We start from the raw sequence: 24,154 nt of genomic DNA on the forward strand, positions 1-24,154 counted from the left end.
AAAATTAGTCTTCTAAAATTACTTCAACATCTAAAAGTGCAGGGTTTTTTAACGACTCCATAAAGTTAACTTCTAGAGTAAAACTTTTACGGTCATCACTAAACATTGCTGCTTCGTTTGATACTGATTTTATAGGTTTAGGGAAATGATAATTCAATGTATAGTTTGAAGTTGCAAACATCATTTCCATTGAGCTTAAACTATCCATAGCTTGTTGGTGTAGTTCTGTATCAATAATTTTAGCAGAACGCTTAAAAACACCTTTCTTGAAAGTATATTTAATATCTGTAGCACTATTGCTTCCTAAGCTAGAAAACGGATTTGAAGCATCGGCAGGTTTCATTCCACCTTCACCTTGCATATTGCCAACACTGTTCATAGCTTGAAACATATCTTGCAGCTCACCAGCATCTTTAAAATCGGTTAGTAAATCAAACTTCATAACGCTAGTTTCAGTATCCATAAGCATGTGCATTTTAAAGTTCTCTAGAGCCTTAAGCTTATCTTGGTCTTCTTGCGGAAGCTTAGAAATACTATCTCTTTTTTCGTCTAAAAAGTCTTTAAATACAATGGTAGAATCCATTCGTTCAGTACCATCTTCTTTCATTTTTTCACCAGCCATTTGCATCAACTCTGAAGCATCCATGGAAAACTCCATTTTACCGCTTCCGTCTTCATTAATGTAAATGTTTTCAGAAAATTGACAACTTGTAAGGCAAACCATTGCCAGAGATACCACTAGTAGGAAAATTCTATTCATTGTATTGAATTTAGATTATGATTAGTGGTACAAAGATACGGTTTATTCTGCTTTAGAAAAAAGGCTTATCGATCAGGATTATTTAAGATAACCAAAGCTGCTATAACTCCAGGAACCCAGCCACAAAGCCATAATAAAAATACGATAATTATTGAGCCACAACCTTTGCCTAAAACTGCCAAAGGCGGACAGATTATGGATAAAATTACTCTCCAAATACTCATTGATGATTAGTTTTAATGATTGATGTACTTATTTGACGTGCTATTTCAGCATTTGTTACAAATCAGTTATCCTTCATTCTTAATTTTAATAAAATATAAAGAAGTGTCAGTTCGAGTAATTTTTAGTTTATAAAAATTGTATCGAGAACTATTTATTAGTACAAATTCTAATTCTCGATACAAATTTTACAATTTATGATTGCAAAATTCACTCGAATTGACAAATTTGCCATTAAGCACATTAAGGTTTAATTTTTTTATAGTAGATTCGTGACATGAGGTTTAAAGCACTTTTTGTAGCCTTCGTTTTAATGTCGTTTTATGGTAAAGCGCAGCATTTATTTTCTGGTCAAATTGATAAAGCACATTGGCACGAAAACGTGTACCTATCTGTTATTGAAGACTACAGAAAAATTTCAGGTGTATATCCTGAACAAATTATAGCTAAGGTTACAGCAGATTCTTTAGGTTATTTTCAGTTTACAGGAAATCAGCTAGAAAACGAACATCGCATTTACAGAATTCATGTTGACAATTGCATTGAAAACGAACAAGACGCCAACCATTTTAGCGGACATTGCGATGATAGCAAAGAAATTGTATTTATCGCCAAACACAACGACACCATTAATTTTCCGTTTTCTTTTAATAAACAAATGTTTTGCGATGTAAAATCTGACAACGAACAAGCTAATGCGTTTATAAAAATTGATTCGCTTAAAGAAGACATGCGTTTTGCTTTTGGTGAATTTAGAAGTGAAGCCAACCGTAAACTGAACAACAAAAAGTGGTTTAAAACACTACAGGATTATGGCAAACAACTTAACGAGCCAATTGCAGAGCTTTACATTTACGCATTCCTCTCAGAAAGAAGTAATAGTGTACATAGTTACTATCTTGAAGATTTAAAAAACAACAACTACTACGACGATTTATTGACTCGTTTAGAAGCGCGTTATCCAAACTCGCCTTATACCAAACAATATAGGAGCGAGCTAACTTCAGATGAATACATACTATCCAACACCAGCGATAATTCTAACTTTAATTGGACCTATTTGCTCTATCTTTTATTAGCGATTTCTATCCTTGGGAACTTATGGTTTTGGTTAAAACTAAAAGCCAATAAAAGTCAATTCAATAAAACAACTAAAGAACAACTTACCAATCAAGAGCAAAAAATACTAGATTTATTGCTTAACGATAACACTAATAAAGAGATTGCTGAAAGACTTTTTGTGAGTTTGAGTACAGTAAAAACACATATAAACAACATTTACCGAAAGCTAAACGTGCAATCTAGAAACGAAGCCAAGTCACTATTTAACAAATAGTTAATGAAATTCAAACCAGGTACTAGTACTCATTTCAAACCCTAAAAATGTTCTTTTTTTAATTGTAATGTTGATGTTTGCGAAAGTATTAATCAAAAACAAACATTATGAATTATTCAACATTACAAAACAAGAACAACAGTTTAATTTTAAAATTATCATTAGTTGTTTGCTTGCTTATCTCAGGGTTCGGTTTTGCACAAGAGACAGCAAAAGCTGGTCAACTTACTTTTGAAACAGAAGAAATCGACTACGGAACAATTGCACAACATGCTGATGGAGAACGCACATTTAAGTTTACCAATACAGGTGAAGCTCCAATAGTAATTTCAAACGTAAAAACCTCTTGTGGTTGCACAGTTCCTGAGTATTCAAGAACTCCTATTTTACCTGGTGAAACAAGTGAAATTACGGTAAAATACGCTACTAACAGACTAGGAGTATTCAAAAAAACAATTACAGTAATGTCTAACGCAGATCAACCTACTAAAGTCCTTAAAATTAAAGGTGAAGTTCTAAAGAGTGATACGGAAGGATAATTATTAAAAACAGTTTGACACTTTTTAGAGTCAAAATGTTAAATCAACCTAAAAAGTTGCGTGCTAGTTGTGTTAAAAAATGTAATTTTGCATTTCAAAATCAAATAGCATGCAGCTTTCAGAACAAGAATTAGTAAGAAGAGAGAAACTCAACAAACTTCGCGATTTGGGAATCAACCCATATCCAGCCGATTTATATCCAGTAAACCATACCTCAAAACAAATAAAATCTGATTTTGAAGAAGGTAAAAAAGTAATTATTGCTGGTCGTTTAATGTCTCGTCGTATACAAGGAAGTGCTAGTTTTGCTGAATTACAAGATAGCGAAGGTCGCATCCAAGTTTATTTTAACAGAGATGAAATTTGCTCTGGTGACGACAAATCAAAATATAACGACGTTTACAAAAAACTTCTAGATATAGGAGACTTTATTGGTGTTGAAGGCACACTTTTTAAAACCAAAGTAGGCGAAAAAACTGTAATGGTAAACGACTTTACTCTACTTAGTAAGGCACTTAAACCATTACCACAACCACGTGTAGATGCCGATGGTAAAGTTCATGACGCATTTACCGATCCTGAACAACGTTACAGACAACGTTATGCTGACTTAGTTGTAAATCCTCATGTAAAAGAAGTATTCGTTAAGCGTACAAAACTGTTTAACGCTATGCGTCAGTTTTTTAATAACGCTGGTTATTTTGAGGTTGAAACTCCTATTTTACAACCTATTCCTGGTGGTGCAGCTGCAAGACCTTTTGTAACACATCACAACAGTTTAGATATTCCACTATACATGCGTATTGCTAATGAGTTATACTTAAAGCGTTTAATTGTTGGTGGTTTTGAAGGTGTATATGAGTTTTCTAAAAACTTCCGTAACGAAGGTATGGATCGTACTCATAATCCTGAGTTTACAGCTATGGAAATCTACGTATCATACAAAGATTATAACTGGATGATGGATTTCTGCGAGCAATTATTAGAGCATTGTGCTGTTGCAGTAAACGGAACTCCTGAAGCTACTTTTGGAGAGCATAACATAAGCTTTAAAGCACCTTACAAGCGTATTACAATGCGCGATTCTATCTTAGAATTTACAGGTTTTGATATTTATAATAAGACTGAAGACGAGATTCGAACTGCTGCAAAAGGCATGGGAATTGAAGTTGATGACACCATGGGTAAAGGTAAGTTGATTGATGAAATTTTTGGTGAAAAGTGTGAAGGCAACTACATACAACCAACCTTCATTACAGACTATCCAAAAGAGATGAGCCCATTATGTAAAGAACATAGAGAAAACCCTGAGTTAACTGAGCGTTTTGAGCTTATGGTTTGCGGTAAAGAAATTGCAAACGCTTACTCTGAGTTAAACGACCCAATTGACCAAAAAGAACGTTTTGAGCATCAATTAAAGCTAGCTCAAAAAGGAGATGATGAAGCTACTGAGTTTATAGATTACGACTTTTTACGTGCGTTAGAATATGGTATGCCACCAACTTCAGGAATGGGAATTGGTATGGACCGTTTAATCATGTTCTTAACCAACAATCAAAGTATTCAAGAGGTATTATTCTTCCCTCAAATGAAACCTGAAAAAAAACAGGTAGAAATGACAGAGGAAGAGAAACTAGTATTCAATATTCTAAAATCTAACTCACCAATTGACCTTAATGAGTTAAAAACTCAGTCTGCACTTAGCAACAAAAAATGGGACAAAACCATTAAAGGGTTAACTGGTAAAAAGTTAGCTAAAGTTAATAAAACTGATGACAGTCTATTGGTTGAATTAGCTTAAAAAACTAACACTATAATTTATTAAAAAGAACCGTTTATTAGCGGTTCTTTTTTTATGTATAAACTAAAAGAAAACATTTTAACAGCTCTTTTTGAGGAAAAAAACTAGCACAACACCGATTTAAACTGCTCATTAACAACTTTTTTTATTACATTCGCTCAGCTATTAATCAATTTTTAACCCAAACAATGAAAAAACTTAGTCTAGCTTTAATGCTTATGTCATTATTTTTTTCGTGTAATAATGACGATGACCAAATTACAGTTCCTGAGTGTATAACTCCCTACAACTTAACCGAAACCAATATTACATATCAATCAGCTATAGCGCATTGGGAAGACGACAATGTAGATGCTGTTTACAAAATTGAATTTGGTGTTAGTGGATTTCAATTAGGCACAGGACAATCATTTACAATTTATGATAACTCCTACTTATTTACAGGCTTATCAGCTAATACAACTTATGATTACTACGTAAAAACCATTTGCGACGTCAGTAACGAGAGTATTTTATCCAGTGTAAAAAGTTTTACTACGTTACCTAATCCTGTGATTCCGGAGTTTAAACCTACACTTTCTGAATTAAATCTTTTTAGTGGAAATTTATCTAACTTACAACCTAGCACTTATACTTTTGAGTACGAATTACATTCAGCACTTTACACTGATTACGCTCATAAACAAAGGCTAATAGCTTTACCGCTTGGTGAAGAAATGATATACAACGGAGACGGTTTACCACTTTTCCCTGACAATACTGTTATTGCAAAAACCTTTTATTACAATGTTGACGACAGAGACGAGTCGTTAGGAAGAAACATTATTGAAACTAGAATTCTTATAAAGTTAAATGGCGAATGGGAAGCTGGTAATTATGTTTGGAATGAAGCACAAACAGAAGCTTATCTAGACAATGATGGTTTAGAACTTCCTGTAAGTTGGATTGACAATAACGGAGATACTAAAAATGTTAATTATAAAGTACCATCTTATGATGATTGCTTTACTTGTCACCAAACTTATGGAGCAATGACTCCAATAGGACCAAAATTAAGAACACTTAATTTTAGCGTTGATGATGTTAACCAACTTCAAGCATTAAAAGACAGAATGTTTCTTGCAGGTCTTTCTGACCCAAGTACAGTAAGCACATTACCTAATTGGGAAGACACTTCTTTATCAACTCAAAAGCGTGTTAGAGCTTACTTTGACGTAAACTGCGCGCATTGTCATTCAGCTGGTGGTTTCCATAACGAAAGTTATTATGAAGCATTAAACTTAGACTACGAATCAGATTTTGAAAATACTTTTATTTACGAAAGACGCTATAGCATAATGGCAAGAATTCAAACTTCAATTGAAGGCTACAGCATGCCTTTTATAGGTGTTACAACACCTCATCAAGAAGCGTTAGATTTAATTATACCATATCTAGAAACCCTAGAATAAGAATAAACTTCACAAATAAAAAAGCAGCTATAAATCAATAGCTGCTTTTTTTATACAACACTAATTTAACGTTAAAAAAATACTAAAAAACTCTAAAAGACCTCTAAAAATTTTCAAGTATTCCGTATTTTCACGCATCTTAATTTAAAACCAACATATTTTGAAACGATTTTCTATTAAATTGCTTTTTGTTGCAACAGCGTTCCTAGCGTTCTCTTGTTCAACAACAAAAAAAGCAAGCAAATCAAAAACCTCAGCAAGTGCTTCAGCCAAAGCACCTTCTAAAAAACCAGGAAAAAACGACCCACAACCTTACAGTAAAGTAATCACAAAAGATGCTAAAAGTGATGCTGGTCTATTTACAGTTCATCAAGTTGATGAAAGTTTCTTTTATGAAATCCCTGATTCTCTGTTTGAGCGTGAAATGTTAATGGTAACAAGAATAGCTAAAACTGCTAGTGGACTAGGTTTTGGTGGTGGAAAACAAAACGAACAAGTATTACGTTGGCAAAAGAAAGGTAACAAAGTAATTTTAAGAGTAGTATCTTACAATGTTGTTGCTGCTGACTCACTTCCAGTGCATGAAGCTGTAGTAAACTCAAACTTTGAGCCTGTATTATTTACGTTTCCTGTAAAAGCTATTGGAAAAGACTCTACAAGTACAGTAATTGATGCGTCTCCTTTATTTGAAAAAGATGTAAAAGCTTTAGGACTACCACAGTTTAGAAGAAGCGGTTATAAAGTTTCTAGAATGGAAAGCGACAAATCTTTTATTGAATCTATTAAAAGTTACCCTCACAACATTGAAGCTAGACACGTAAAAACGTATGCAGCTGGAAATCCGCCTTCAAACTCTAGCACAGGAACTATTTCATTAGAAATCAACAACTCAATGATTTTGTTACCAGACAACCCAATGAAGCGTCGTTATTTTGACGAGCGTGTTGGATGGTTTACAAGCACTCAAACGGATTACGGACTTGGTGACCAAAGAAGTAAAACTCTTGAATACTTAGACCGTTGGAGACTAGAAGTAAAAGACGAAGACATTGAAAAGTTTAAAAGAGGAGAATTAGTTGTTCCTAAAAAACAAATTGTATACTACATTGATAGAGCAACTCCTGTAAAGTGGAGAAAATATATTAAACAAGGAATCGAAGATTGGCAAGTAGCTTTTGAAGCAGCCGGTTTTAAAGAAGCTATTATAGCAAAAGACCCTCCATCTGTTGAGGAAGACCCAGAATGGAGTCCTGAAGACGTTAGATATTCTGTAGTACGTTATTTAGCATCTCCAATTCCAAATGCGAATGGACCTCACGTAAGTGACCCAAGAACAGGAGAAATTTTAGAAAGTGATATTAACTGGTACCACAACGTTATGTCTTTATTACGTGGTTGGTTCTTTGTACAAACTGCAGCTATCAACCCAGATGCTCAAAGCCCAGAGTTTAGAGATGAAGTTATGGGACGTTTAATTCGTTTCGTATCTGCTCATGAGGTTGGTCATACATTAGGTTTACCTCACAACATGGGAAGTAGTGTTGCTTACCCAGTTGAAAAATTAAGAGACGCTGAATTTACTCAAAAGTATGGTACTGCTCCTTCTATTATGGATTATGCACGTTTTAACTACGTTGCGCAACCAGGAGATGAAGGTGTTGCATTAATGCCAAACATTGGTGTTTATGATAAATATGCTATTGAATGGGGTTACAGACCTATTTTAGATAAAACTGCTGAAGAAGAAAAACCAATCTTAAACAGTTGGATTACTAAGCATGCTGGTGACCCAATGTACAGATTTGGACACCAACAAGTAGGTGATATTCACGACCCAAGCTCTCAAACAGAAGATTTAGGTGACGACGCTATGTTAGCAAGTGAATATGGTATTAAAAACTTAAAGCGTATTGTACCAAACTTAATCACATGGACAACTGAAGCTGGAGAAGATTATGATGACTTACAGGAAATGTACGGTCATGTAGTGTCTCAGTTTAACCGTTACATGGGACACGTATCTAACAATATTGGTGGTGTATATGAGCATTACAAAACTGCTGAACAAGATGGTGTTGTTTATACTGCAGTACCTAAAGACCACCAAAAACGTGCAATGAAGTTTATACAAGAACAATTATTTGATACTCCAGACTGGTTGATTGACAAAAACATTTTTGATCGTATTGAATATTCAGGTTCTGTTGACCGTATTAGAGGAATACAAGTAAGAACATTGAACAACATTATGAGCTTAGGTAAAATGCAACGTTTAACCGAAGCTGAAACATATAATGGTAACAATGCATATTCGTTAACAGACATGATGAAAGATATGCGTTCTGGTATTTGGAGTGAATTGCGTACAGGTAGAAAAATTGATACTTACAGACGTAATTTACAACGTGCTCATATTGATAGACTAGGCTATTTAATGACTGCTGATAGTCAAAGAAAAGCTCCAGATTTTGGAGGATACCAAAAGTCTACTGCTGTTAACACAAGTCAGTCAGATATTAGAGCAGTTGTAAGAGCTGAGTTAAAATCACTTCGTAGCCAATTACGTTCGGCTCGTGGTGCTGATGAAATGAGTAGAATTCATATTGCTGATGCCTTAGAGCGTATTGATGCAATTTTAAATCCGAATGGATAATTTACATTAGTAATTAATAACTGAAAAAGCTCCAGATAATTCTGGAGCTTTTTTTATACAATAATAGCATAAATCAACAGTTAAATAGTAATGATGAAGCTTATCAAAAAGTATCGCAACCTCCTTTTAATAGTCTTTGTTATACTGCTTTTAATTCATTTTGTTTTAAAAGACAATTTCCCTTTAATCAGCACTGTATTTTACAGCACACCTCTTATAACCATTATTTTTTATGGTATTGTTTTATGCTTTATTTTTTGTAGAAAAAGAAAACTAGTTCTACTTCTTTCTGCTTTATTAACTCTATTAACTTTCTATTTTTTCAACAACTACTACTTCAACAATAAAGCAAGCGTTAAAAACACAACATCCTTAGTATTTTGGAATGTAGCTAAAAAAAAACATTTTCCTATTGAAATAATTTCTAATATCATCCGCGAACATAACCCAAATATTCTATCATTTGTTGAAGCTGTAGATGTTTCAAACGAGGACTTAAACACTCTTAACAAATTACATTCTGAGTTTGAATTTAAAGTTTTGGAAGGAAACATGCTCATAGGAATTAAAGGTTCAATTATTGAAACCAATTATCTTTCTAAAAGTGATAACTACAGATTCAACTTTATTAAAGCCTTAGTTAAAAACAAAGAACTTTCTATTTTAATGACTGATCTTTATGCAAGTCCGTTAAAAGACAAAACAGAAGCGTTTGAACAAATAGCACTTTACAACAAAACACACTCATTTGATTTTATTCTAGGTGATTTCAATACGCCTTATGAGAGTATTCATTTTAAACAGCTTAAAAACAACTTTACTAGTTTCCACTCTAAAAGCAACGGTTTTACAGCTACATGGCCTTTTGGTATTCCTTTATTGGAGTTAGATCAAATTTGGATTTCAAAAAAATTCAACCCTATAAAGCTAAACAAACACTACTTTCAAAATTCATCTGACCACGCTTTATTAGTCGCATCATACCAATAAATAAAGCGCAAGCATTGAAACAAAAAAAGCTCTAGGTTTCCCTAAAGCTTTCTTTTATGTTAATGACTTTAAATTACAATCCTAATACATCTGCTCCTTGTTCGTAAATAACATCTACAGGAATATTAGCTGAACTTAAACGGTCTAAATCTGATTGTAATTCCTCTGAGATTTTACCTTTTTCAGCAACAAGTTTTGCTACACCATCATAGTCGCCATTTCCTTGAAGTGTTAAAATAAGACTAGATAGATCTTTCATAGCAACAATCATATTTGCATAGTCAATTTTATAAGTTCCGTCAGCATTTCTTGTAAATGCGCCTTTGTCTTTAAAGAAATTAAAACGAATCATGTTTGCTTTACCATGTGCAGATGATGCTCCAAAACGAACAGAACGGAAAATACTAGCCATAAACGTAGTCATGTAGTCTTTCATATCACCATCAATTTCGCCTTTTTCATGTAATTGTTGTACCATATAAAGTCCTAACACGTCTGCTTTTCCTTCTTCTAAAGCACTTGCAAGCTCTTTTAAGGACGTTCTAACTGTTCCTTTACCGTTTATAGTATTTTTTATACCAAGACCATGTGCCACCTCATGAAACATTGTATTGGCAAAAAAAGCATCAAAAGTAATGTGTTGTCTTTGGCTTTCATCTATTAACACATCTGAAATCGGCACTAAAATTTTATCAAACTTAGCACGCATAGCATTTTTAAGCTGAAGACGTCTAGTTCCTTTTTGCAACTGTACTTCCTCATCGTTTGGTAAGTTAATAGCAATTGTTTTACTACCAGAGTTACAGTCTCCAGCATAATACACTACATCGTAAGCATTTAAATCGCTATCTGTTCCTGGAGTTTCTTGTTTGTAAGCGTCAGCTACAGGAATTCCCTTTTGAAGTTCTGGTAAGAAGCTAGCAAAACGCGCTAATTTAGCACTCCACTCTTGGTCTTTAATTAACACATAACCTTCGTGTGCTGCTTTATTACCAAACATTTGGTCTTCATAAGTTTCAATTGGACCAATAACGATATCAAGCGTATTGGTTTTCATATCCATCCAAGCTAAATCACTTGGTTGATAGTTATCATCTAATAACGCTTGTGCTCTTAGCTCTAAGTATGTTTTTAAACCTTCATCTTCTGCTAGTTTAGCTGCTTCTTTTAATAACTCAGAAACCTCCTTAACTTCATTTTCAAATTGTTTGTGATAAGGAATTGAATACAGTTTTCCATTTTCGTCTCTGCGTACAAAATTGTAGATACTTGATTTATCTTCAATATCAGCAGCTTCAAATTCTTTTTTGGTCATATCCTTTGGATAGAAATTTGCACCTAATGGCTTCTCTCCTACACCTTCAACAAATGGTTTATTACCATCTAATCTATCCCAAGGACCATAATTGATTTTTACAAAAGTTTTAGTGTCTTCGTCTTCAATTGAGTTCAACAACTCTGTTTTGTCTCCATAGGCTTCATACCAAAATAAGTCGTTCATTTTTTCAGCAGCTTTAATAAGCAAAGGCAACATTTGTTGTTCTTTTTCGGAAAGCTTATTTACATCTGAAGTTAGTTTAACGCTTACGTATTTACCTAAGTTTTTTTGCATTTCGGTTTGCGTTGGTTCTTCACTTACTACTTCTTTTTTGTCTTCTTTACAAGACGATACAATCACCATAAGTGAAAGCATTGCGAGTATATTCTTCATAAAATTTAATGAGTTAATTTTGATTGTTTCAAAGTTAGTCATTTCAAATATACTATTCAACATAATCAGCAATAGGAATCTCATCAATAAACACATTATCCAACACTGTTTCGCCTTCTTTTATAAACACTAAAGCGTAAGTGTTATTGGGTATTGAATCATTTTGTGCATTGGCATGAGCAATTTCAGCATCATAGGCTTTGTTTTCGTTCATATAAAACTCGTTAAACGGATAGTCTAAACGAAGTGTTTTATCATAATTGCTATAATAACTCACTTTTGCATTTACAAAATTCCCATTACCAGGTTTAGTTCTAGTTACTTTATCAATCATAGCAAACCCTAAACTATCCTCAACAACCGACACGAAAACCGGTTCATGTCTTGACCAGGTAGAATCAGTAGTTTTTATAGTATTAGCTTCAAAATTGAGGTAAATATACTTGCCTTTAAATGGGTTTGAAGGATCTACAGGTTGAGTTTTAAATTTAAAAGCTGTTCCTGTTTTTAAAATATTTTCTTGGTTAAAAATCATTTGAGCTGGCAGTATCAATTGCGCAGCAGCAACCAAAATAAACACGATGAATATATGTATCGTTTTCATGATTTAATTTTTAGAATTAAGTTTAGACTTTTGCTTTTTAAGCATTACATAATTAGTTATAAAAAATCCAGCACCAACACTCACAAAAAGCAAACCTCTAATAACGTAGCTCATATCTGTATCAAAAAAGCGACAGACAACCAAGGCTGTTATAATAAGTAAACCGTAGTTTAAAATTCCGAAGTGAAATTTATCTGTTCCTATTTTTACGGTTATTAATCCTAAAGCAAAAATGATACAGTTAATGGCAATGGTTGGTATAATACTGTTGCTTGTTCCTATAAAAAACAGAACAGTAAACATAATAAACACGATGTGGAACAAATTGAAACCTTTAATCCATTTTTTTGAATACGAATACCCTAAAACCATTGCTGTAACTACAAACAAAAATAAGGCAATAAAAAACTCTTGAGAGGCAAACGTTGAATTGTTTTCGTTGAATTCCCAAATCCAATTAAAACTTGTCCACAATAATAAAATTATTGTTCCTACAGAACCAAAAATCAAGTATCCATTACGTCTCAATTTTTGATGATCAAAAAACGGAATCTTACCAATGTTATAAAACAAACCAAACAAGATAACATACATTAAATACCCATAATCACCTTGATTGTTTACAAAAGCACCTAAGATGATAGTACAACTTAAGGGTAATATCCAGTTAAATATTGAAGTAACGTTGGCTTTTGGATGGTTTTTTAATAGTTGCCAGTAATGTGGCAATACCAAAGCCATTAGCCCTAAATACAACCAAGGTGTTTGTTGCATTGTAAAATAACCGTAACCATAGTTGCATGCATAATATGTTGCAAATACTATGTGAAGCATTGCCAACGCATTGGATTTGAGCAAATAAATTAGTGGTAAGCACAATACAATCCAAGTGAGTAAAAAAGAGCTTAAATTACCTGGTATATTATAAATTTGACTTACCAAAGCTATGCTAGAACCTACTGCAAAAAACAGAAATGTTCCTGAGGCTTCTTTCCAAGTGGCGCTCTTATTTTTTAAAATAGAATAGCCTACAAACAACTGACCTATTACCAAAGGTAAAAATGCAAAAATGGTTTTTGTTGCTCTTGTAAAATTGTCCCAATTATGTGCTAAAATGAGAATAACACCTAAGCCAACCAAAATGGATCCCAACACACCAAATACTGTAAATAATTTATTTGGTTTATCGTCTTGTTTCAACTGGTAATAGACCTCAATATTACGAGCCACGTCTTCTGAAATGACTTGATCTTTCACCAATTGTGGTAATTCTTTTATGAGTTTTGAGTTCATTTTATTTTTTGATATTAAGTTAAAAAATAAACCTATATGATTTTGTTTTAAAACCTCGCAACCAAAAATTTAGCTACGAGGCTTGAGGTTAACTAACCAATCATCAAAACAAAAAAATCATATATACGATGATACCTTCGGCAATTCCTGTTACGATGCTCATTCCTAAAATGTCCTTAATCTTGGTTTTTAAAAAGAATACAGTACTTAGTATCGCTATAATAGCTGCCAATAAAATTTCTAAAGCACCTATTTTAGACAGTAAAAATGTAATACCAGTAAAAGCTGCAGTAATTGCTACTGTAATGATGCAGAACTTTATTATTTCCTGTTTGCTATAATTACCTTCAATAAATCCTTTGCGTAAGTCTCTTAATATTGAGAGTATAAAAAGCAACGGCACTACTGATAAAAATGGTGCAAAAATAACTTTGATGCCTTTTACTATAGACAAATCGTTGTAAAAGAAAAACGCAATTGCGGTAAACGCTAAAAGACCTGTAACAATTATAGATTGAAATGTGAATAGTAGTTCTCTTTTTCCTGAGTTACTTGTTGGTTTTGGAGTATTCATAATTGGATTCATAATATTAAATTTTGATGATTAAACTTTGTTTTGATTTAAGCTGATAAAAAGAATATGTGTATCGCTAATGATAACAACACACCACTTAAAATACCGTTAGCTCTTAAGTTGTTATACAGAATGTAATTAAGCACATAGCTACTAATGGTTGTAGAGTTTATTAAGTGCGCAAAAATTAAATTGTCTTCAAGTTTTTGACTTGTTATTAATTCTACAAACTGCATAAACAGTACACCTATAATAATTGTAGCAATAAGCAACACTGTTGCTGGTTTTTGGTTTTTTGCTTTGTATTCGTCTGTGTTTTGTGGTAAAAAATGTTCTATTAAAATAAAACGCACAAAAAACAACATTGGAATTGGGAATAGTATTGATGCTATAATTTTAATAACATCTTTTAAGGTTTTTATTTCGTCGTATCCTAAAAACACCAAGTAAATAAACACCATTACCGAAATTCCTGTAGTAACAATAAAAGCTGTATTTAAATTTTTGAGTTTCATTACAGCCACTATTGGTTAATACTTGCAACAGTATTATTTGCCATAAAGGTTACACAGTTATTGTATTGGGTTACAACTTCTTTAGAAATAGATTTTGAAAAGATTGTAATTGTAACGAATACGATTACAAATACGCTTACTTTTAAGAATGACTTCATAATATTTTGTTTTGTTGATTACACAGCAAATCTGCGACACTTCACAAAATATCAAAACACGTTTTTAAAATATTACTGACGATATATTTTATATTATACAGTTAAAAAATACTATATTTAATATTATAATTAATTATTTACTGACGATTAAATGACTGACTTAAAATCTATTATTTCTACATTTTCAAGTGAAGACCAACAACGTTTTGTATTGTATTTAGAAAAGAAGAACAAACGCAACGACACTAAAAACATTCAGTTATTTAAGCTATTAACTAAGGACAATTTAACATCTAAAGACATCTGCATAAAACTTTATAAGAGCAACAAAGCAGATGCCTATCATGCGTTGCGCAAGCGTTTGTTTCAATCTTTAATCGATTTTATTGCGAATGCAAATCTAGAAGAAGAAAATTCTGTAGATATGCAAATTATAAAATACATTTTAGCTTCTAGAACATTCCTACTACACAATAACCCTAAAGTTGCTTACAAATTATTAGACAAAGCTGAACTATTAGCACAAGAGCACTACCTATTCCCTATTCTTAATGAAATTTACCATACCAAAATACAGTATGCTTACACCAACCCTACGGTAGATATCAATACACTTATAACCAAGTTTAAAATCAACCAAAAAAATCACTTTTTAGAAGAAGAACTCAATATTGTGTATGCAAAAATTAGACAAACATTACACAACATGACCTACAAAGGTGAGATTGTCGATTTTCAAACCTTATTAAATTCAACGCTAAACGAACACAATATAAGCGTTTCAGAATCTATGTCGTTTAAATCGTTATATCAACTCATGACCATTGTAAGTATTTCAGCTTTTGTCACTAACGACTATCTAAAAATTGAACCGTTTATCATCAATACCTACCAAAGCATTAAATCGCACAAAACTAAAAACAAGCAACCGTTTTATCACATTGAAGTACTTTATTTAATAGCCAATACACTGTTCAGAAACAAAAAATTTAATAGCTCATTAGAGTATTTAAACCTGATGCATGAACAAATGTTACAGCATAAAAAGAAACACTACAATAATTTTAAACTGAAATACAATTTGCTTACTGCTTTAAACTATAATTACACCAACCAACAAGACAAAGCCATAGCATTACTAGAAGGCTTTAGAGTGCCAAAACACCCTGATATAGAATCGTTATTAGACATCTATTTAAGTTTAGTGATGTTTTACATTCAAAAAAACGAGTTCAAAAACGCTTTAAATATCTTTTCAAAATTTTACCATACTGACAATTGGTATATGCAAAAAGCAGGAAAGGAATGGGTTATTAAAAAGAATTTAATTGAAATTATTTTACATATTGAACTCAAAAATATCGACCTAGTAGAATCGCGCTTATTAAGTTTTAAAAGAACATATCGTAGTTACCTAAAAAACATCAACCAAGAGCGTGTAATTACATACTTAAATCTTGTGGAATATTACTATAAAAACCCAGAGCAAGTCACTACAACAATGTTTAAAAACAAAGTAGAAAACTCATTTGTTTGGCTAGATGCAAAACAGGAAGACATTTTTGTTATGAGCTTCTATTCTTGGTTAAAAAGTAAGATGGAACACCAACCACTATACACTACAACGCTTAACTTAATCGCTAAGGCTCAAACTGTTAATTAGTAGTTAAATTTCATCTCAATATTAAACCTTTTAAAACAACAGAAGTCAAAAGAACAAATAACTTTAAAAATAGACACGATGAAAAAAGCAATAATCATTGCGTTGGCACTAGTAGCTTTTCAAGCCAATGCACAGGAAAGAAAAAAAGATTTTAAAAAAGGAGAAAGAAAAGAACGAATGGAAATGATGAAGGATTTGACTCCTGAAGAATTTGCAACATTACAAACTAAACGCATGACACTTGAGTTGGATTTAACCGAAAAACAGCAAGAGCAAATGCAAGCTATTCATCTAGAAGAAGCACAACTTAGAAAAGCACAAATGGAAGAACGTCAAAAACTAAAAGATAGTGATGATGCCGAAAAGCCTTCTAAAGATGAAATGGTAAAACGAATGAACGACAGATTAGATCATCAAATAGAAGTAAAACAAAAAGTAAAAAACATTTTAAACGCTGAACAGTTTGAGAAATGGGAGGAGTCAAAAGCTAAGCATAAAGACAAAAGAGGAAAGCGTAAAATGATGAAAAAAGAACACAATAGAGATTAACATTTTTGATTGGTTGAGTATAGTTTTTTTGTTAATTGAAGCATCGAGATAAAACTCGGTGCTTTTTGTTTGTGATTATATCACAAAAATCATTAATTTAGTCAATCTATTTTTTTAAATACTTTAATCTTATCTATAATGAAAAAAATAATTACGCTTTGCTTATTTGCTTTTGCAATGTTACTTGGAGCACCTCAACTAAGTGCACAAAACAAACTTCAAATAAATCAAGCAGCTTCTGAAAAAGCAAAGGAACTGAAAAAAACCCTCAAATTTGATAACATTCAACAAGAAGAAGTGTATCAAGCATTTCAAGAGTACGAAAAAGTATATCAAAGAATAAGCTCTGACATGGAAAACAATAAAGAGCTTAAGCAAAAGATTGACTTAGTATTGGCTCAAAAAATGAAAAAAATATTAAACGAAGAACAATACACGAGATACAAAGAACTCTACAACGTAGAAGACGAAGAATAAAAAAAAAGCGGTTTTTAAACCGCTTTTTTTATTTTATAATGTTTTAGCAACTCTACTAACAGCCTCAATAGTTTTATCTAAATCTTCATACGATAAAGCATCACATAAAAACCAAGTTTCAAAAGCACTTGGGGCAATATAAACACCTTCGTTTAACATACCATGAAAAAAGGCTTTAAAACTAGCGTTATTTCCTTTAGCCGAAGTTTCAAAATCATAAACCTCATCTTTACAAAAATGAACCGAAATCATTGAGCCCACTCTATTGATTACATGATCTATGTTATGCTCTTGGAGTATTTTTGTCATACCTTTATGAAGGTATTCTGTTTTTTCAGCTAAACGTGTAAACAGCTCATCATCTAAATTAATTTCGGTTAACATTGCTAAACCAGCAGCCATAGCTAATGGATTCCCACTCAATGTTCCTGCTTGATAAACTGCTCCTAAAGGTGCAAGGTGATTCATAATTTCATTACGTGTAGCAAAAGCGCCTACTGGTAATCCGCCTCCAATAACTTTTCCAAAGCAAACAATATCTGCATCCACATTAAACAACTCTTGAGCACCACCTTTAGCAAGTCTAAAACCTGTCATAACTTCATCAAAAATCAATAGAATATTATGAGCATCACATAATGTTCTTAGTTTCTGTAAGAAGTTATCTTTTGGTGGGATACAACCCATATTCCCTGCAACAGGCTCTAATATAATACACGCTATTTCATCTGCATTTGCTTTTATAAGCGCTTCAACATTATCAATATCATTATACCTAGCCAACAATGTATCTTTTGCTGTACCTTCAGTTACTCCAGGACTATTAGGACTACCAAAAGTTACTGCTCCACTTCCTGCCTGTATTAAAAACGCATCGCTATGTCCATGATAGCATCCTGCAAACTTTATTATTTTTTCTTTGCCTGTAAACCCTCTTGCAAGCCTTACCGCACTCATACAAGCTTCGGTACCTGAGTTTACAAATCTAATTTTATCAATATTTGGCACCATACTTATTGCCAATTCAGCAATTTTAGTTTCAATCTCAGTAGGCATACCAAACGATGTTCCTAGTTTCGCTTTTTCAACCACAGCATCTACAACTGGTTTATGTGCATGACCTAAAATCATCGGTCCCCAAGAATTAATGTAATCTATATATTGATTATCATCTTCATCAAAAACATAAGCGCCTTTTGCTGATTTTGCAAAAATTGGAGTTCCTCCAACAGCTTTAAATGCTCTAACAGGTGAGTTTACTCCTCCAGGAATTACATCTTGAGCTTCTTTAAATAAAGCACTACTTCTTTTATATAACATAAATTATTCAGATTTTATAATAAGCACCTGACCTATCGCAAGGTCATTATTACTCATATTATTCAACCGCTTAAGAGTTTCAACAGTTGTATTGTATTTTCTAGAAAGCGAATAAAGCGTATCTCCTTTTACAACTTGATGTGTAAGATGTCCTTCTTCAACAACATCATCATATTTGTTTGAAGGCCTACCAAGCACTTCTTCGTCATAACGATAAAGCTGATAGCGCTCAATTAAACTTATCAGTTTTTCAGGGTATTTTCTATCGGTTGCATATCCAGCAGCTCTTAACCCTTTAGCCCAACCTTTGTAATCATCAATCTTTAACTGAAATAATTTTGAATAACGACTTCTAGAAGTTAAAAATGTAGAATGATCTTCAAACGAAGAATTTGCATGATTGTATTTTCTAAAACATTCCTGAGAAGCATCGTCATCATGGTAAATTTTAGCACCTGTCCATCCGTGACATTTAATACCAAAATGATTATTTGCTTCAACTGCCAAACGTCCTTTTCCTGATGCTGACTCCAGTATTCCCTGAGCTAAAGTAATACTTGCTGGTATTTTATATTTTCGCATCTCCTCCATTGCTATTCCACTATAAGTTGCAATATATGCATCAGTAGGACTAGCATAAGTTTTTGGAGAAGTGTCTTCCTTTTCAGACGGATTAACTACAGTAGGTTCTTTTTCTGTTGGCCTTGAAACTTGTTCTGTTCTTGTAGTATTTCGTTTCTTTTTTGTAACAATTTTCTTTTTTGAACCACAGCTTAAAGCAATGGAACATAATAATAGTACAGCAAGTAGTTTTCTCATAAATTCTTAAACGATTAAAGGCCTATTTTGTTGCTTTAACTTTTGGTTCATTCCTTCAATTCCTTGTAAACCTCCAGTATGAATTGCTAATATTTTGGAACCTTTAGGAAAATAGCCTTTTTCAATTAAATCGTAAATACCAAACACCATTTTACCTGTATAAATAGGATCTAAAGGCACATTATGTTTACCCTTAAAGTTATTGATGAATTTTATTAAATCATCATTAGTCTTTGCGTAACCTCCAAAATGGTAATCGGTTATTAACTCCCAATTATTTTGTGTTGCAAATTTAGCAATTTCTTCTTGTAAAAAATCACCTTTTAACGCAGGAAATCCTAGAATCTTTTGATGTGAATTGCTAGAATTAATAACCCCAGAAATAGTACCTCCTGTTCCAACAGGACAGCAGATGTAATCAAAAACGCTGTCTGCTTCAGTCAAAATCTCTTCACAACCTTTTACAGCAAGTTCATTAGTACCTCCTTCAGGAAGAAGATAAAATTCCCCAAACTCTTCTTTTAAGTTTTTTATAAAATCCTCATTAGTCTTTTCTCTATACTGCTGTCTTGTAACAAACTTAAACTGCATGCCACAAGCGTAAGCAAAAGACAAAGTAGGGTTAGTCTTAAAATTAGTTTTAAGCTCCTCTCCTCTTATAATCCCTATAGTTTTAAACCCAAATTCTTTACCTGCTGCTGCAGTTGCTGAAATATGATTTGAAAAAGCACCACCAAAAGTCAGTAGTGTATCAATATTTTGGTGTTTTGCAAACTCTAGATTGTATTTCAACTTTCTTAGTTTATTTCCAGATACAAATTTATGATTGAGATACTCAGCTCTCACAAACAAACGATTATCAATATTTAAAGTATTTTTAATAGGTTTTTTTTGCATTTAAACAGTTTTTCAGTAAAATTTCAAAAACAAACGTTAAAACTATAATTATTTTTCATAAATTTAACATTATAACTCGCTCCAAATCTATCATTTAAATAACTAATCTAACATTTACAACAAGTAATGTTATGGCTAATTTAATGTTTAGGTTTATGATAAGAAAATTACTTTGTTTTACTATTTGTTTTTTATTATTTGCTATTAATGGTTTTAGTCAAAGCAACAATTGCAGCGGAGCACAAACATTAAGTTTAGGAACCAGTTGCACAACTACTAATTTCACAATCCCTTCTTCATACTCTAGCACCATGGCAAATCCAAGCTGTGGAACTTCATACAGAGACGGTTGGTTTTCTTTTACTACTGGAGCAACAACAAATCAAATAACCATAGAAGGCACAAGTAATGGCGGTCCAAGAATAGGATTAGCATTATACAGCGCATGCAACACTGCCAATGAAATAGATTGTGAAATTATACCTTTTAGTAATTACTCCTCAATTTCAAGTACAGTACTACCAAATAGCACATATTTAATTAGAGTTATACGCACAAATAACGCTAACAACAATAATATGAATGGCACCATCTGCGTGTATTCTTCAACACCCCCATCAAACGACAATTGTGGAGGTATCAATCTCACATCAAATTTACTCACCTGCAACAACACAAGTGGCACCACAGTAGATGCAACTCCATCTGGTTTAACATCATGTTATTTCAGCAATGCAAATGATGATGTATGGTATAATTTTACTGCTTTGACTGACACTCATACTATCACTGTAACCGAAGGAACTCTAGACGATGCTGTTTTTGAAATATTTTCCGGCACTTGTGGCTCTTTGACTAGTGAACTCTGTGTAGATGATTATTACACTAATGAATCAGCAGAAATAACTGGCTTCACACCAGGAAACACTTACTATATAAGAGTACATAGTTATGGTAACAACCCTGGAACTTTTGATATATGTATCACTCACCCTTGCCTTCCTGGTAATGGCACAGGCACCACAGCTTTAGCTTGCCCAAGTGTAGATGTTATGGATAGTGGAGGAAATGACACTATAACTATTAATTGTACTTCACCTTCCTCCGTAGACTTAGAAGCTAACTATCTAGAACTAGGAGAAACCACAAGCTATAACGTTGAAAGTATAGCTTACAACCCACCTTATCAATTTGATTGTTTAGCAAACCCTGTAAGCGTTAATGATGATGATATATTTTCCCCTGTGGTAAACCTTCCTTTTAACTTTTGTTTTTATGGCGCATCATATAATACTTGCACTATTAGCTCAAATGGTGTCATTTCTTTTGACACTTCACTTGCTAACAACTACATAGGCTGGGAAATAAACAACAATTTACCTAGCTTGGTCAACTCTACAGAGCACTTCTTCGGTTTACAATTTGACTATTTCTTTGGCCCCTCAATTTATGGTGTACATCACGACATTGACCCAACAGCTGGAGGCGAAGTAGGTTGGGAACTTATAACTCTTAACACTGGCTGCAGAGCTCTTGTGGCTTCATGGAAAGATGTACCAATGTATAACGACACAAGCACTTTATATACAGGTATGATAGTCCTATACGAAGACACAAACGTAATTGAAGTATATGTCGAAGAAAAAAACATGGACGCTTACGATAGTGGATATGCTGACATTTGGAACTTCGGAAATGCTCAAATAGGCTTGCAAAATGCTGACGGAACACAAGCCACAGTAGCTAGAGATGTTTCCGATGGAGATTGGACTGCAACTAACGAGGCATGGCGTTTTGTTCCATCTGGAAGCTCTATCACTGATTTAAAATGGTATGCTAATTCAATTTCACCTGCTAATGAAATTATTGACCCAGATGATGATGGTATCATTACCGTTTCACCTACATCTACAACAACTTACATAGCCGAAGTAACCTATAATCTTTGCAACAGCTCTACAGTTATTGAAACAGATAATTTCATCGTTACTGTTAATGGTGTAAAAATATGGGATGGTTCTGAAGCTACTAACGATTGGATGGAACCACTCAATTGGTCTGATGACACTATTCCTACTTCAGCAGACTGTGTAGTAATTCCTATCACAGGAAATGACCCAGTACTTTACACCAATGACGATGGAGATGGATTAAATCTTACAGTACACGATGGAGCAACTTTAACAGTACAATCTGACGCCTCTGTCACAATTGTTGATTTTGTAGACATACAAGGGATAGGAACAATTCAAATCAATAGTAGTGGTAGTTTAATTCAAGTTAATGATGCACCAACTATTCCAAATACAGGCAACATCACAATGAACAGGGATGCTAATATAAGAGGTACTGATTACGTATATTGGTCATCTCCAGTCAATAATTTTAATGTAAATAATGTTTCCCCAGGCACCTCAACAAATTATATTTACGAATGGATTACAACTATACCTAATGGTTTTACACCTCCTCCTGTTATTCCTATTTGTTTTGGAAACTGGTCAAACTCAGCAGGATCCTTAATGCAAAACGGGAAAGGATATATTGTAAGAGGTCCAGATGCTTTTACCAACACTCCTGCAACTTTTACTGCAACATTCAATGGTGTAGCCAATAATGGCATCATTACCAAAACCATTAATAGCGGAACCAACACAAGCACAAACGGTAATTTCACATACAATCCATATGGCAATGATTTATTAACCGTAACTCCATTTGATGACAATTGGAACTTACTAGGAAACCCCTATCCTTCAGCTCTTGATGCTCAAGCTTTTTTAACCCATCCTAATAATACCATTATTGAAGGAGCAGTTCATATATGGACCCATGGCAGCATTCTAGGAACTTATACCGATTCATTTTATGAAGACTATGTATTAAATTATAATATCTCTGACTATGTAACATACAATTTCTCTGGAACCAATACCTATCAAGACGAATCATTTAGTGGACAAATAGCCTCTGGTCAAGGATTCTTTGTTTTAGCACTTAATGATAGTGAAACTGGTAGCGTTACATTCAACAATAGCATGAGGCAACTGTCAGCAAGCTATGACAACAGTCAGTTTTATCGAATACCATCAAGTGATAATGTAAACCACAACTCACAATCTAGCCTAGAAAAGCATCGTATTTGGTTAAACTTAGTATCTCCAAGTCAATTATCCTCTAGCATATTAGTAGGTTATATTGAAGGTGCTACAAATCAAAAAGACCGCCTTTATGACGCATACAATAAAGAGTCCAATGCATTAAACTTGTATTCTAAAATTGATGATAAAGGAATGATCATACAAGGAAGAGCTTTACCTTTCGATCAAAATGACCAAGTACATCTAGGTACAGTTTTAACTGAACCAGGGATTCACACTATAGCTATTAGCAATGTAGATGGCTTATTCACTAATGAAGACCAAAACATATATCTAGAAGACACTTACACCAATACAATACATGATTTAAAAATTTCGCCTTATATCTTTAGTGTTAGTCAACCAACAACATTTGACGACCGTTTTATCTTAAGATACACTAATGAAACACTTGACATCGACAAAGATGACGTTAGAGGTCAATTAAGCATCTCTGCTCCTAACAGTGATTATATTAAAGTAAAATCCGAAACAAACACTATAGATTCTGTAATTATCTACGACCTATTAGGCAGAAATTTATTTGAGCAAAACAATATTAACCAATTAGAATTTATCATACGAGATAGTAATCTTTCGGATGCCACATATATTGTAAAAGCTACTCTTACTAAATCTAAAAAACAAAAAATTCAAAGAATCATTTTAAAACAATAAAAAA

At 33.2% G+C, this 24,154-nt stretch carries 21 protein-coding genes; 10 read left to right on the forward strand and 11 right to left on the reverse strand.

All coding sequences use genetic code 11. From position 1 onward, the window contains the following. Positions 1–4 precede the first annotated feature (4 nt). Positions 5–760 (reverse strand): hypothetical protein, encoded by a 756-nt coding sequence (locus ABD011_RS14120; RefSeq protein WP_343799290.1) that lies wholly within the window; start codon positions 758–760, stop codon positions 5–7. Between the two features lie 65 nt (positions 761–825). Beyond that, complete coding sequence (locus ABD011_RS14125; RefSeq protein WP_343799292.1) at positions 826–984, reverse strand: YqaE/Pmp3 family membrane protein; 159 nt, start codon at positions 982–984, stop codon at positions 826–828. Positions 985–1,259: 275 nt separating this feature from the next. Here ABD011_RS14125 and ABD011_RS14130 point away from each other — a divergent pair, with 275 nt between their 5' ends. The 6 genes from ABD011_RS14130 (at position 1,260) to ABD011_RS14155 (ending at position 9,752) form a co-directional block, all read left to right on the forward strand. Continuing rightward, positions 1,260–2,318: a response regulator transcription factor gene (locus ABD011_RS14130; protein ID WP_343799294.1), complete on the forward strand. Its 1,059-nt coding sequence runs from the start codon at positions 1,260–1,262 to the stop codon at positions 2,316–2,318. Positions 2,319–2,425: 107 nt separating this feature from the next. Continuing rightward, positions 2,426–2,857, forward strand: coding sequence for a DUF1573 domain-containing protein (locus ABD011_RS14135; RefSeq protein ID WP_335977615.1), 432 nt, complete (start codon positions 2,426–2,428; stop codon positions 2,855–2,857). A gap of 109 nt (positions 2,858–2,966) precedes the next feature. Continuing rightward, positions 2,967–4,658, forward strand: coding sequence for a lysine--tRNA ligase (gene lysS, locus ABD011_RS14140; protein WP_129761018.1), 1,692 nt, complete (start codon positions 2,967–2,969; stop codon positions 4,656–4,658). 188 nt (positions 4,659–4,846) lie between these two features. Further along, a complete protein-coding gene (locus ABD011_RS14145) occupies positions 4,847–6,109 on the forward strand; it encodes a hypothetical protein (RefSeq protein ID WP_343799298.1) in 1,263 nt (420 codons plus the stop codon). 157 nt (positions 6,110–6,266) lie between these two features. Next, positions 6,267–8,762: a zinc-dependent metalloprotease gene (locus ABD011_RS14150; RefSeq protein WP_343799657.1), complete on the forward strand. Its 2,496-nt coding sequence runs from the start codon at positions 6,267–6,269 to the stop codon at positions 8,760–8,762. 90 nt (positions 8,763–8,852) lie between these two features. After that, the gene (locus ABD011_RS14155; RefSeq protein ID WP_343799300.1) at positions 8,853–9,752 is read left to right on the forward strand and encodes an endonuclease/exonuclease/phosphatase family protein; all 900 of its coding nucleotides are present in this window, start codon (positions 8,853–8,855) and stop codon (positions 9,750–9,752) included. 73 nt (positions 9,753–9,825) lie between these two features. Here the strand turns inward: ABD011_RS14155 and ABD011_RS14160 are convergent, their stop codons facing one another. The 6 genes from ABD011_RS14160 to ABD011_RS14185 all read right to left on the reverse strand — a co-directional run bounded on the left by ABD011_RS14160 (position 9,826) and on the right by ABD011_RS14185 (position 14,607). Continuing rightward, positions 9,826–11,463 (reverse strand): dipeptidyl-peptidase 3 family protein, encoded by a 1,638-nt coding sequence (locus ABD011_RS14160; protein ID WP_343799302.1) that lies wholly within the window; start codon positions 11,461–11,463, stop codon positions 9,826–9,828. 52 nt (positions 11,464–11,515) lie between these two features. Beyond that, positions 11,516–12,067, reverse strand: coding sequence for a GDYXXLXY domain-containing protein (locus tag ABD011_RS14165; RefSeq protein ID WP_343799304.1), 552 nt, complete (start codon positions 12,065–12,067; stop codon positions 11,516–11,518). 3 nt (positions 12,068–12,070) lie between these two features. After that, entirely contained in the window at positions 12,071–13,360 is a 1,290-nt protein-coding gene (locus ABD011_RS14170) for a DUF2157 domain-containing protein (protein ID WP_343799306.1), read from the reverse strand. Between the two features lie 103 nt (positions 13,361–13,463). After that, positions 13,464–13,946 (reverse strand): hypothetical protein, encoded by a 483-nt coding sequence (locus tag ABD011_RS14175; RefSeq protein ID WP_343799308.1) that lies wholly within the window; start codon positions 13,944–13,946, stop codon positions 13,464–13,466. Between the two features lie 35 nt (positions 13,947–13,981). Then, on the reverse strand, positions 13,982–14,449 hold the full coding sequence (locus ABD011_RS14180) for a hypothetical protein (protein ID WP_343799310.1): 468 nt from the start codon (positions 14,447–14,449) through the stop codon (positions 13,982–13,984). An 8-nt stretch (positions 14,450–14,457) separates the two neighbouring features. Next, positions 14,458–14,607, reverse strand: a complete 150-nt coding sequence (locus ABD011_RS14185; protein WP_343799312.1) for a hypothetical protein — start codon at positions 14,605–14,607, stop codon at positions 14,458–14,460. A 151-nt stretch (positions 14,608–14,758) separates the two neighbouring features. Here ABD011_RS14185 and ABD011_RS14190 point away from each other — a divergent pair, with 151 nt between their 5' ends. The 3 genes from ABD011_RS14190 to ABD011_RS14200 all read left to right on the forward strand — a co-directional run bounded on the left by ABD011_RS14190 (position 14,759) and on the right by ABD011_RS14200 (position 17,296). Next, positions 14,759–16,270 carry a hypothetical protein gene (locus ABD011_RS14190; protein ID WP_343799314.1) on the forward strand — a complete coding sequence of 504 codons (1,512 nt, stop codon included), beginning with the start codon at positions 14,759–14,761 and terminating at the stop codon, positions 16,268–16,270. A 78-nt stretch (positions 16,271–16,348) separates the two neighbouring features. After that, the gene (locus ABD011_RS14195; protein WP_131508974.1) at positions 16,349–16,819 is read left to right on the forward strand and encodes a hypothetical protein; all 471 of its coding nucleotides are present in this window, start codon (positions 16,349–16,351) and stop codon (positions 16,817–16,819) included. Positions 16,820–16,957: 138 nt separating this feature from the next. Beyond that, a complete protein-coding gene (locus ABD011_RS14200; protein ID WP_131508973.1) occupies positions 16,958–17,296 on the forward strand; it encodes a hypothetical protein in 339 nt (112 codons plus the stop codon). 33 nt (positions 17,297–17,329) lie between these two features. Here the strand turns inward: ABD011_RS14200 and hemL are convergent, their stop codons facing one another. Genes hemL through ABD011_RS14215 form a run of 3 tightly spaced genes read right to left on the reverse strand, consistent with a single transcriptional unit; the run spans position 17,330 to position 20,332 of the window. Then, entirely contained in the window at positions 17,330–18,616 is a 1,287-nt protein-coding gene (gene hemL / locus ABD011_RS14205) for a glutamate-1-semialdehyde 2,1-aminomutase (protein WP_343799317.1), read from the reverse strand. A gap of 3 nt (positions 18,617–18,619) precedes the next feature. Next, entirely contained in the window at positions 18,620–19,435 is an 816-nt protein-coding gene (locus tag ABD011_RS14210; protein ID WP_262733770.1) for a glucosaminidase domain-containing protein, read from the reverse strand. Between the two features lie 6 nt (positions 19,436–19,441). Further along, entirely contained in the window at positions 19,442–20,332 is an 891-nt protein-coding gene (locus ABD011_RS14215; protein WP_343799321.1) for a 1-aminocyclopropane-1-carboxylate deaminase/D-cysteine desulfhydrase, read from the reverse strand. Positions 20,333–20,643: 311 nt separating this feature from the next. Here ABD011_RS14215 and ABD011_RS14220 point away from each other — a divergent pair, with 311 nt between their 5' ends. Further along, positions 20,644–24,150, forward strand: coding sequence for a T9SS type A sorting domain-containing protein (locus tag ABD011_RS14220; protein ID WP_343799323.1), 3,507 nt, complete (start codon positions 20,644–20,646; stop codon positions 24,148–24,150). The last annotated feature ends 4 nt before the right edge of the window (positions 24,151–24,154 follow it).

It is taken from the genome of Gaetbulibacter jejuensis (genome assembly GCF_039524015.1).
GTDB classification, from domain to species: domain Bacteria; phylum Bacteroidota; class Bacteroidia; order Flavobacteriales; family Flavobacteriaceae; genus Gaetbulibacter_B; species Gaetbulibacter_B jejuensis.

What these genes read in the sequence shown, in the direction of transcription:
- ABD011_RS14120 (WP_343799290.1), bottom strand. Translation starts at nt 760, where the DNA reads ATGAATAGAATTTTCCTACTAGTGGTATCTCTGGCAATGGTTTGCCTT.
- ABD011_RS14125 (WP_343799292.1), bottom strand. Translation starts at nt 984, where the DNA reads ATGAGTATTTGGAGAGTAATTTTATCCATAATCTGTCCGCCTTTGGCA.
- ABD011_RS14130 (WP_343799294.1), top strand. Translation starts at nt 1,260, where the DNA reads ATGAGGTTTAAAGCACTTTTTGTAGCCTTCGTTTTAATGTCGTTTTAT.
- ABD011_RS14135 (WP_335977615.1), top strand. Translation starts at nt 2,426, where the DNA reads ATGAATTATTCAACATTACAAAACAAGAACAACAGTTTAATTTTAAAA.
- lysS (WP_129761018.1), top strand. Translation starts at nt 2,967, where the DNA reads ATGCAGCTTTCAGAACAAGAATTAGTAAGAAGAGAGAAACTCAACAAA.
- ABD011_RS14145 (WP_343799298.1), top strand. Translation starts at nt 4,847, where the DNA reads ATGAAAAAACTTAGTCTAGCTTTAATGCTTATGTCATTATTTTTTTCG.
- ABD011_RS14155 (WP_343799300.1), top strand. Translation starts at nt 8,853, where the DNA reads ATGATGAAGCTTATCAAAAAGTATCGCAACCTCCTTTTAATAGTCTTT.
- ABD011_RS14160 (WP_343799302.1), bottom strand. Translation starts at nt 11,463, where the DNA reads ATGAAGAATATACTCGCAATGCTTTCACTTATGGTGATTGTATCGTCT.
- ABD011_RS14165 (WP_343799304.1), bottom strand. Translation starts at nt 12,067, where the DNA reads ATGAAAACGATACATATATTCATCGTGTTTATTTTGGTTGCTGCTGCG.
- ABD011_RS14170 (WP_343799306.1), bottom strand. Translation starts at nt 13,360, where the DNA reads ATGAACTCAAAACTCATAAAAGAATTACCACAATTGGTGAAAGATCAA.
- ABD011_RS14175 (WP_343799308.1), bottom strand. Translation starts at nt 13,946, where the DNA reads ATGAATCCAATTATGAATACTCCAAAACCAACAAGTAACTCAGGAAAA.
- ABD011_RS14180 (WP_343799310.1), bottom strand. Translation starts at nt 14,449, where the DNA reads ATGAAACTCAAAAATTTAAATACAGCTTTTATTGTTACTACAGGAATT.
- ABD011_RS14185 (WP_343799312.1), bottom strand. Translation starts at nt 14,607, where the DNA reads ATGAAGTCATTCTTAAAAGTAAGCGTATTTGTAATCGTATTCGTTACA.
- ABD011_RS14190 (WP_343799314.1), top strand. Translation starts at nt 14,759, where the DNA reads ATGACTGACTTAAAATCTATTATTTCTACATTTTCAAGTGAAGACCAA.
- ABD011_RS14195 (WP_131508974.1), top strand. Translation starts at nt 16,349, where the DNA reads ATGAAAAAAGCAATAATCATTGCGTTGGCACTAGTAGCTTTTCAAGCC.
- ABD011_RS14200 (WP_131508973.1), top strand. Translation starts at nt 16,958, where the DNA reads ATGAAAAAAATAATTACGCTTTGCTTATTTGCTTTTGCAATGTTACTT.
- hemL (WP_343799317.1), bottom strand. Translation starts at nt 18,616, where the DNA reads ATGTTATATAAAAGAAGTAGTGCTTTATTTAAAGAAGCTCAAGATGTA.
- ABD011_RS14210 (WP_262733770.1), bottom strand. Translation starts at nt 19,435, where the DNA reads ATGAGAAAACTACTTGCTGTACTATTATTATGTTCCATTGCTTTAAGC.
- ABD011_RS14215 (WP_343799321.1), bottom strand. Translation starts at nt 20,332, where the DNA reads ATGCAAAAAAAACCTATTAAAAATACTTTAAATATTGATAATCGTTTG.
- ABD011_RS14220 (WP_343799323.1), top strand. Translation starts at nt 20,644, where the DNA reads ATGGCAAATCCAAGCTGTGGAACTTCATACAGAGACGGTTGGTTTTCT.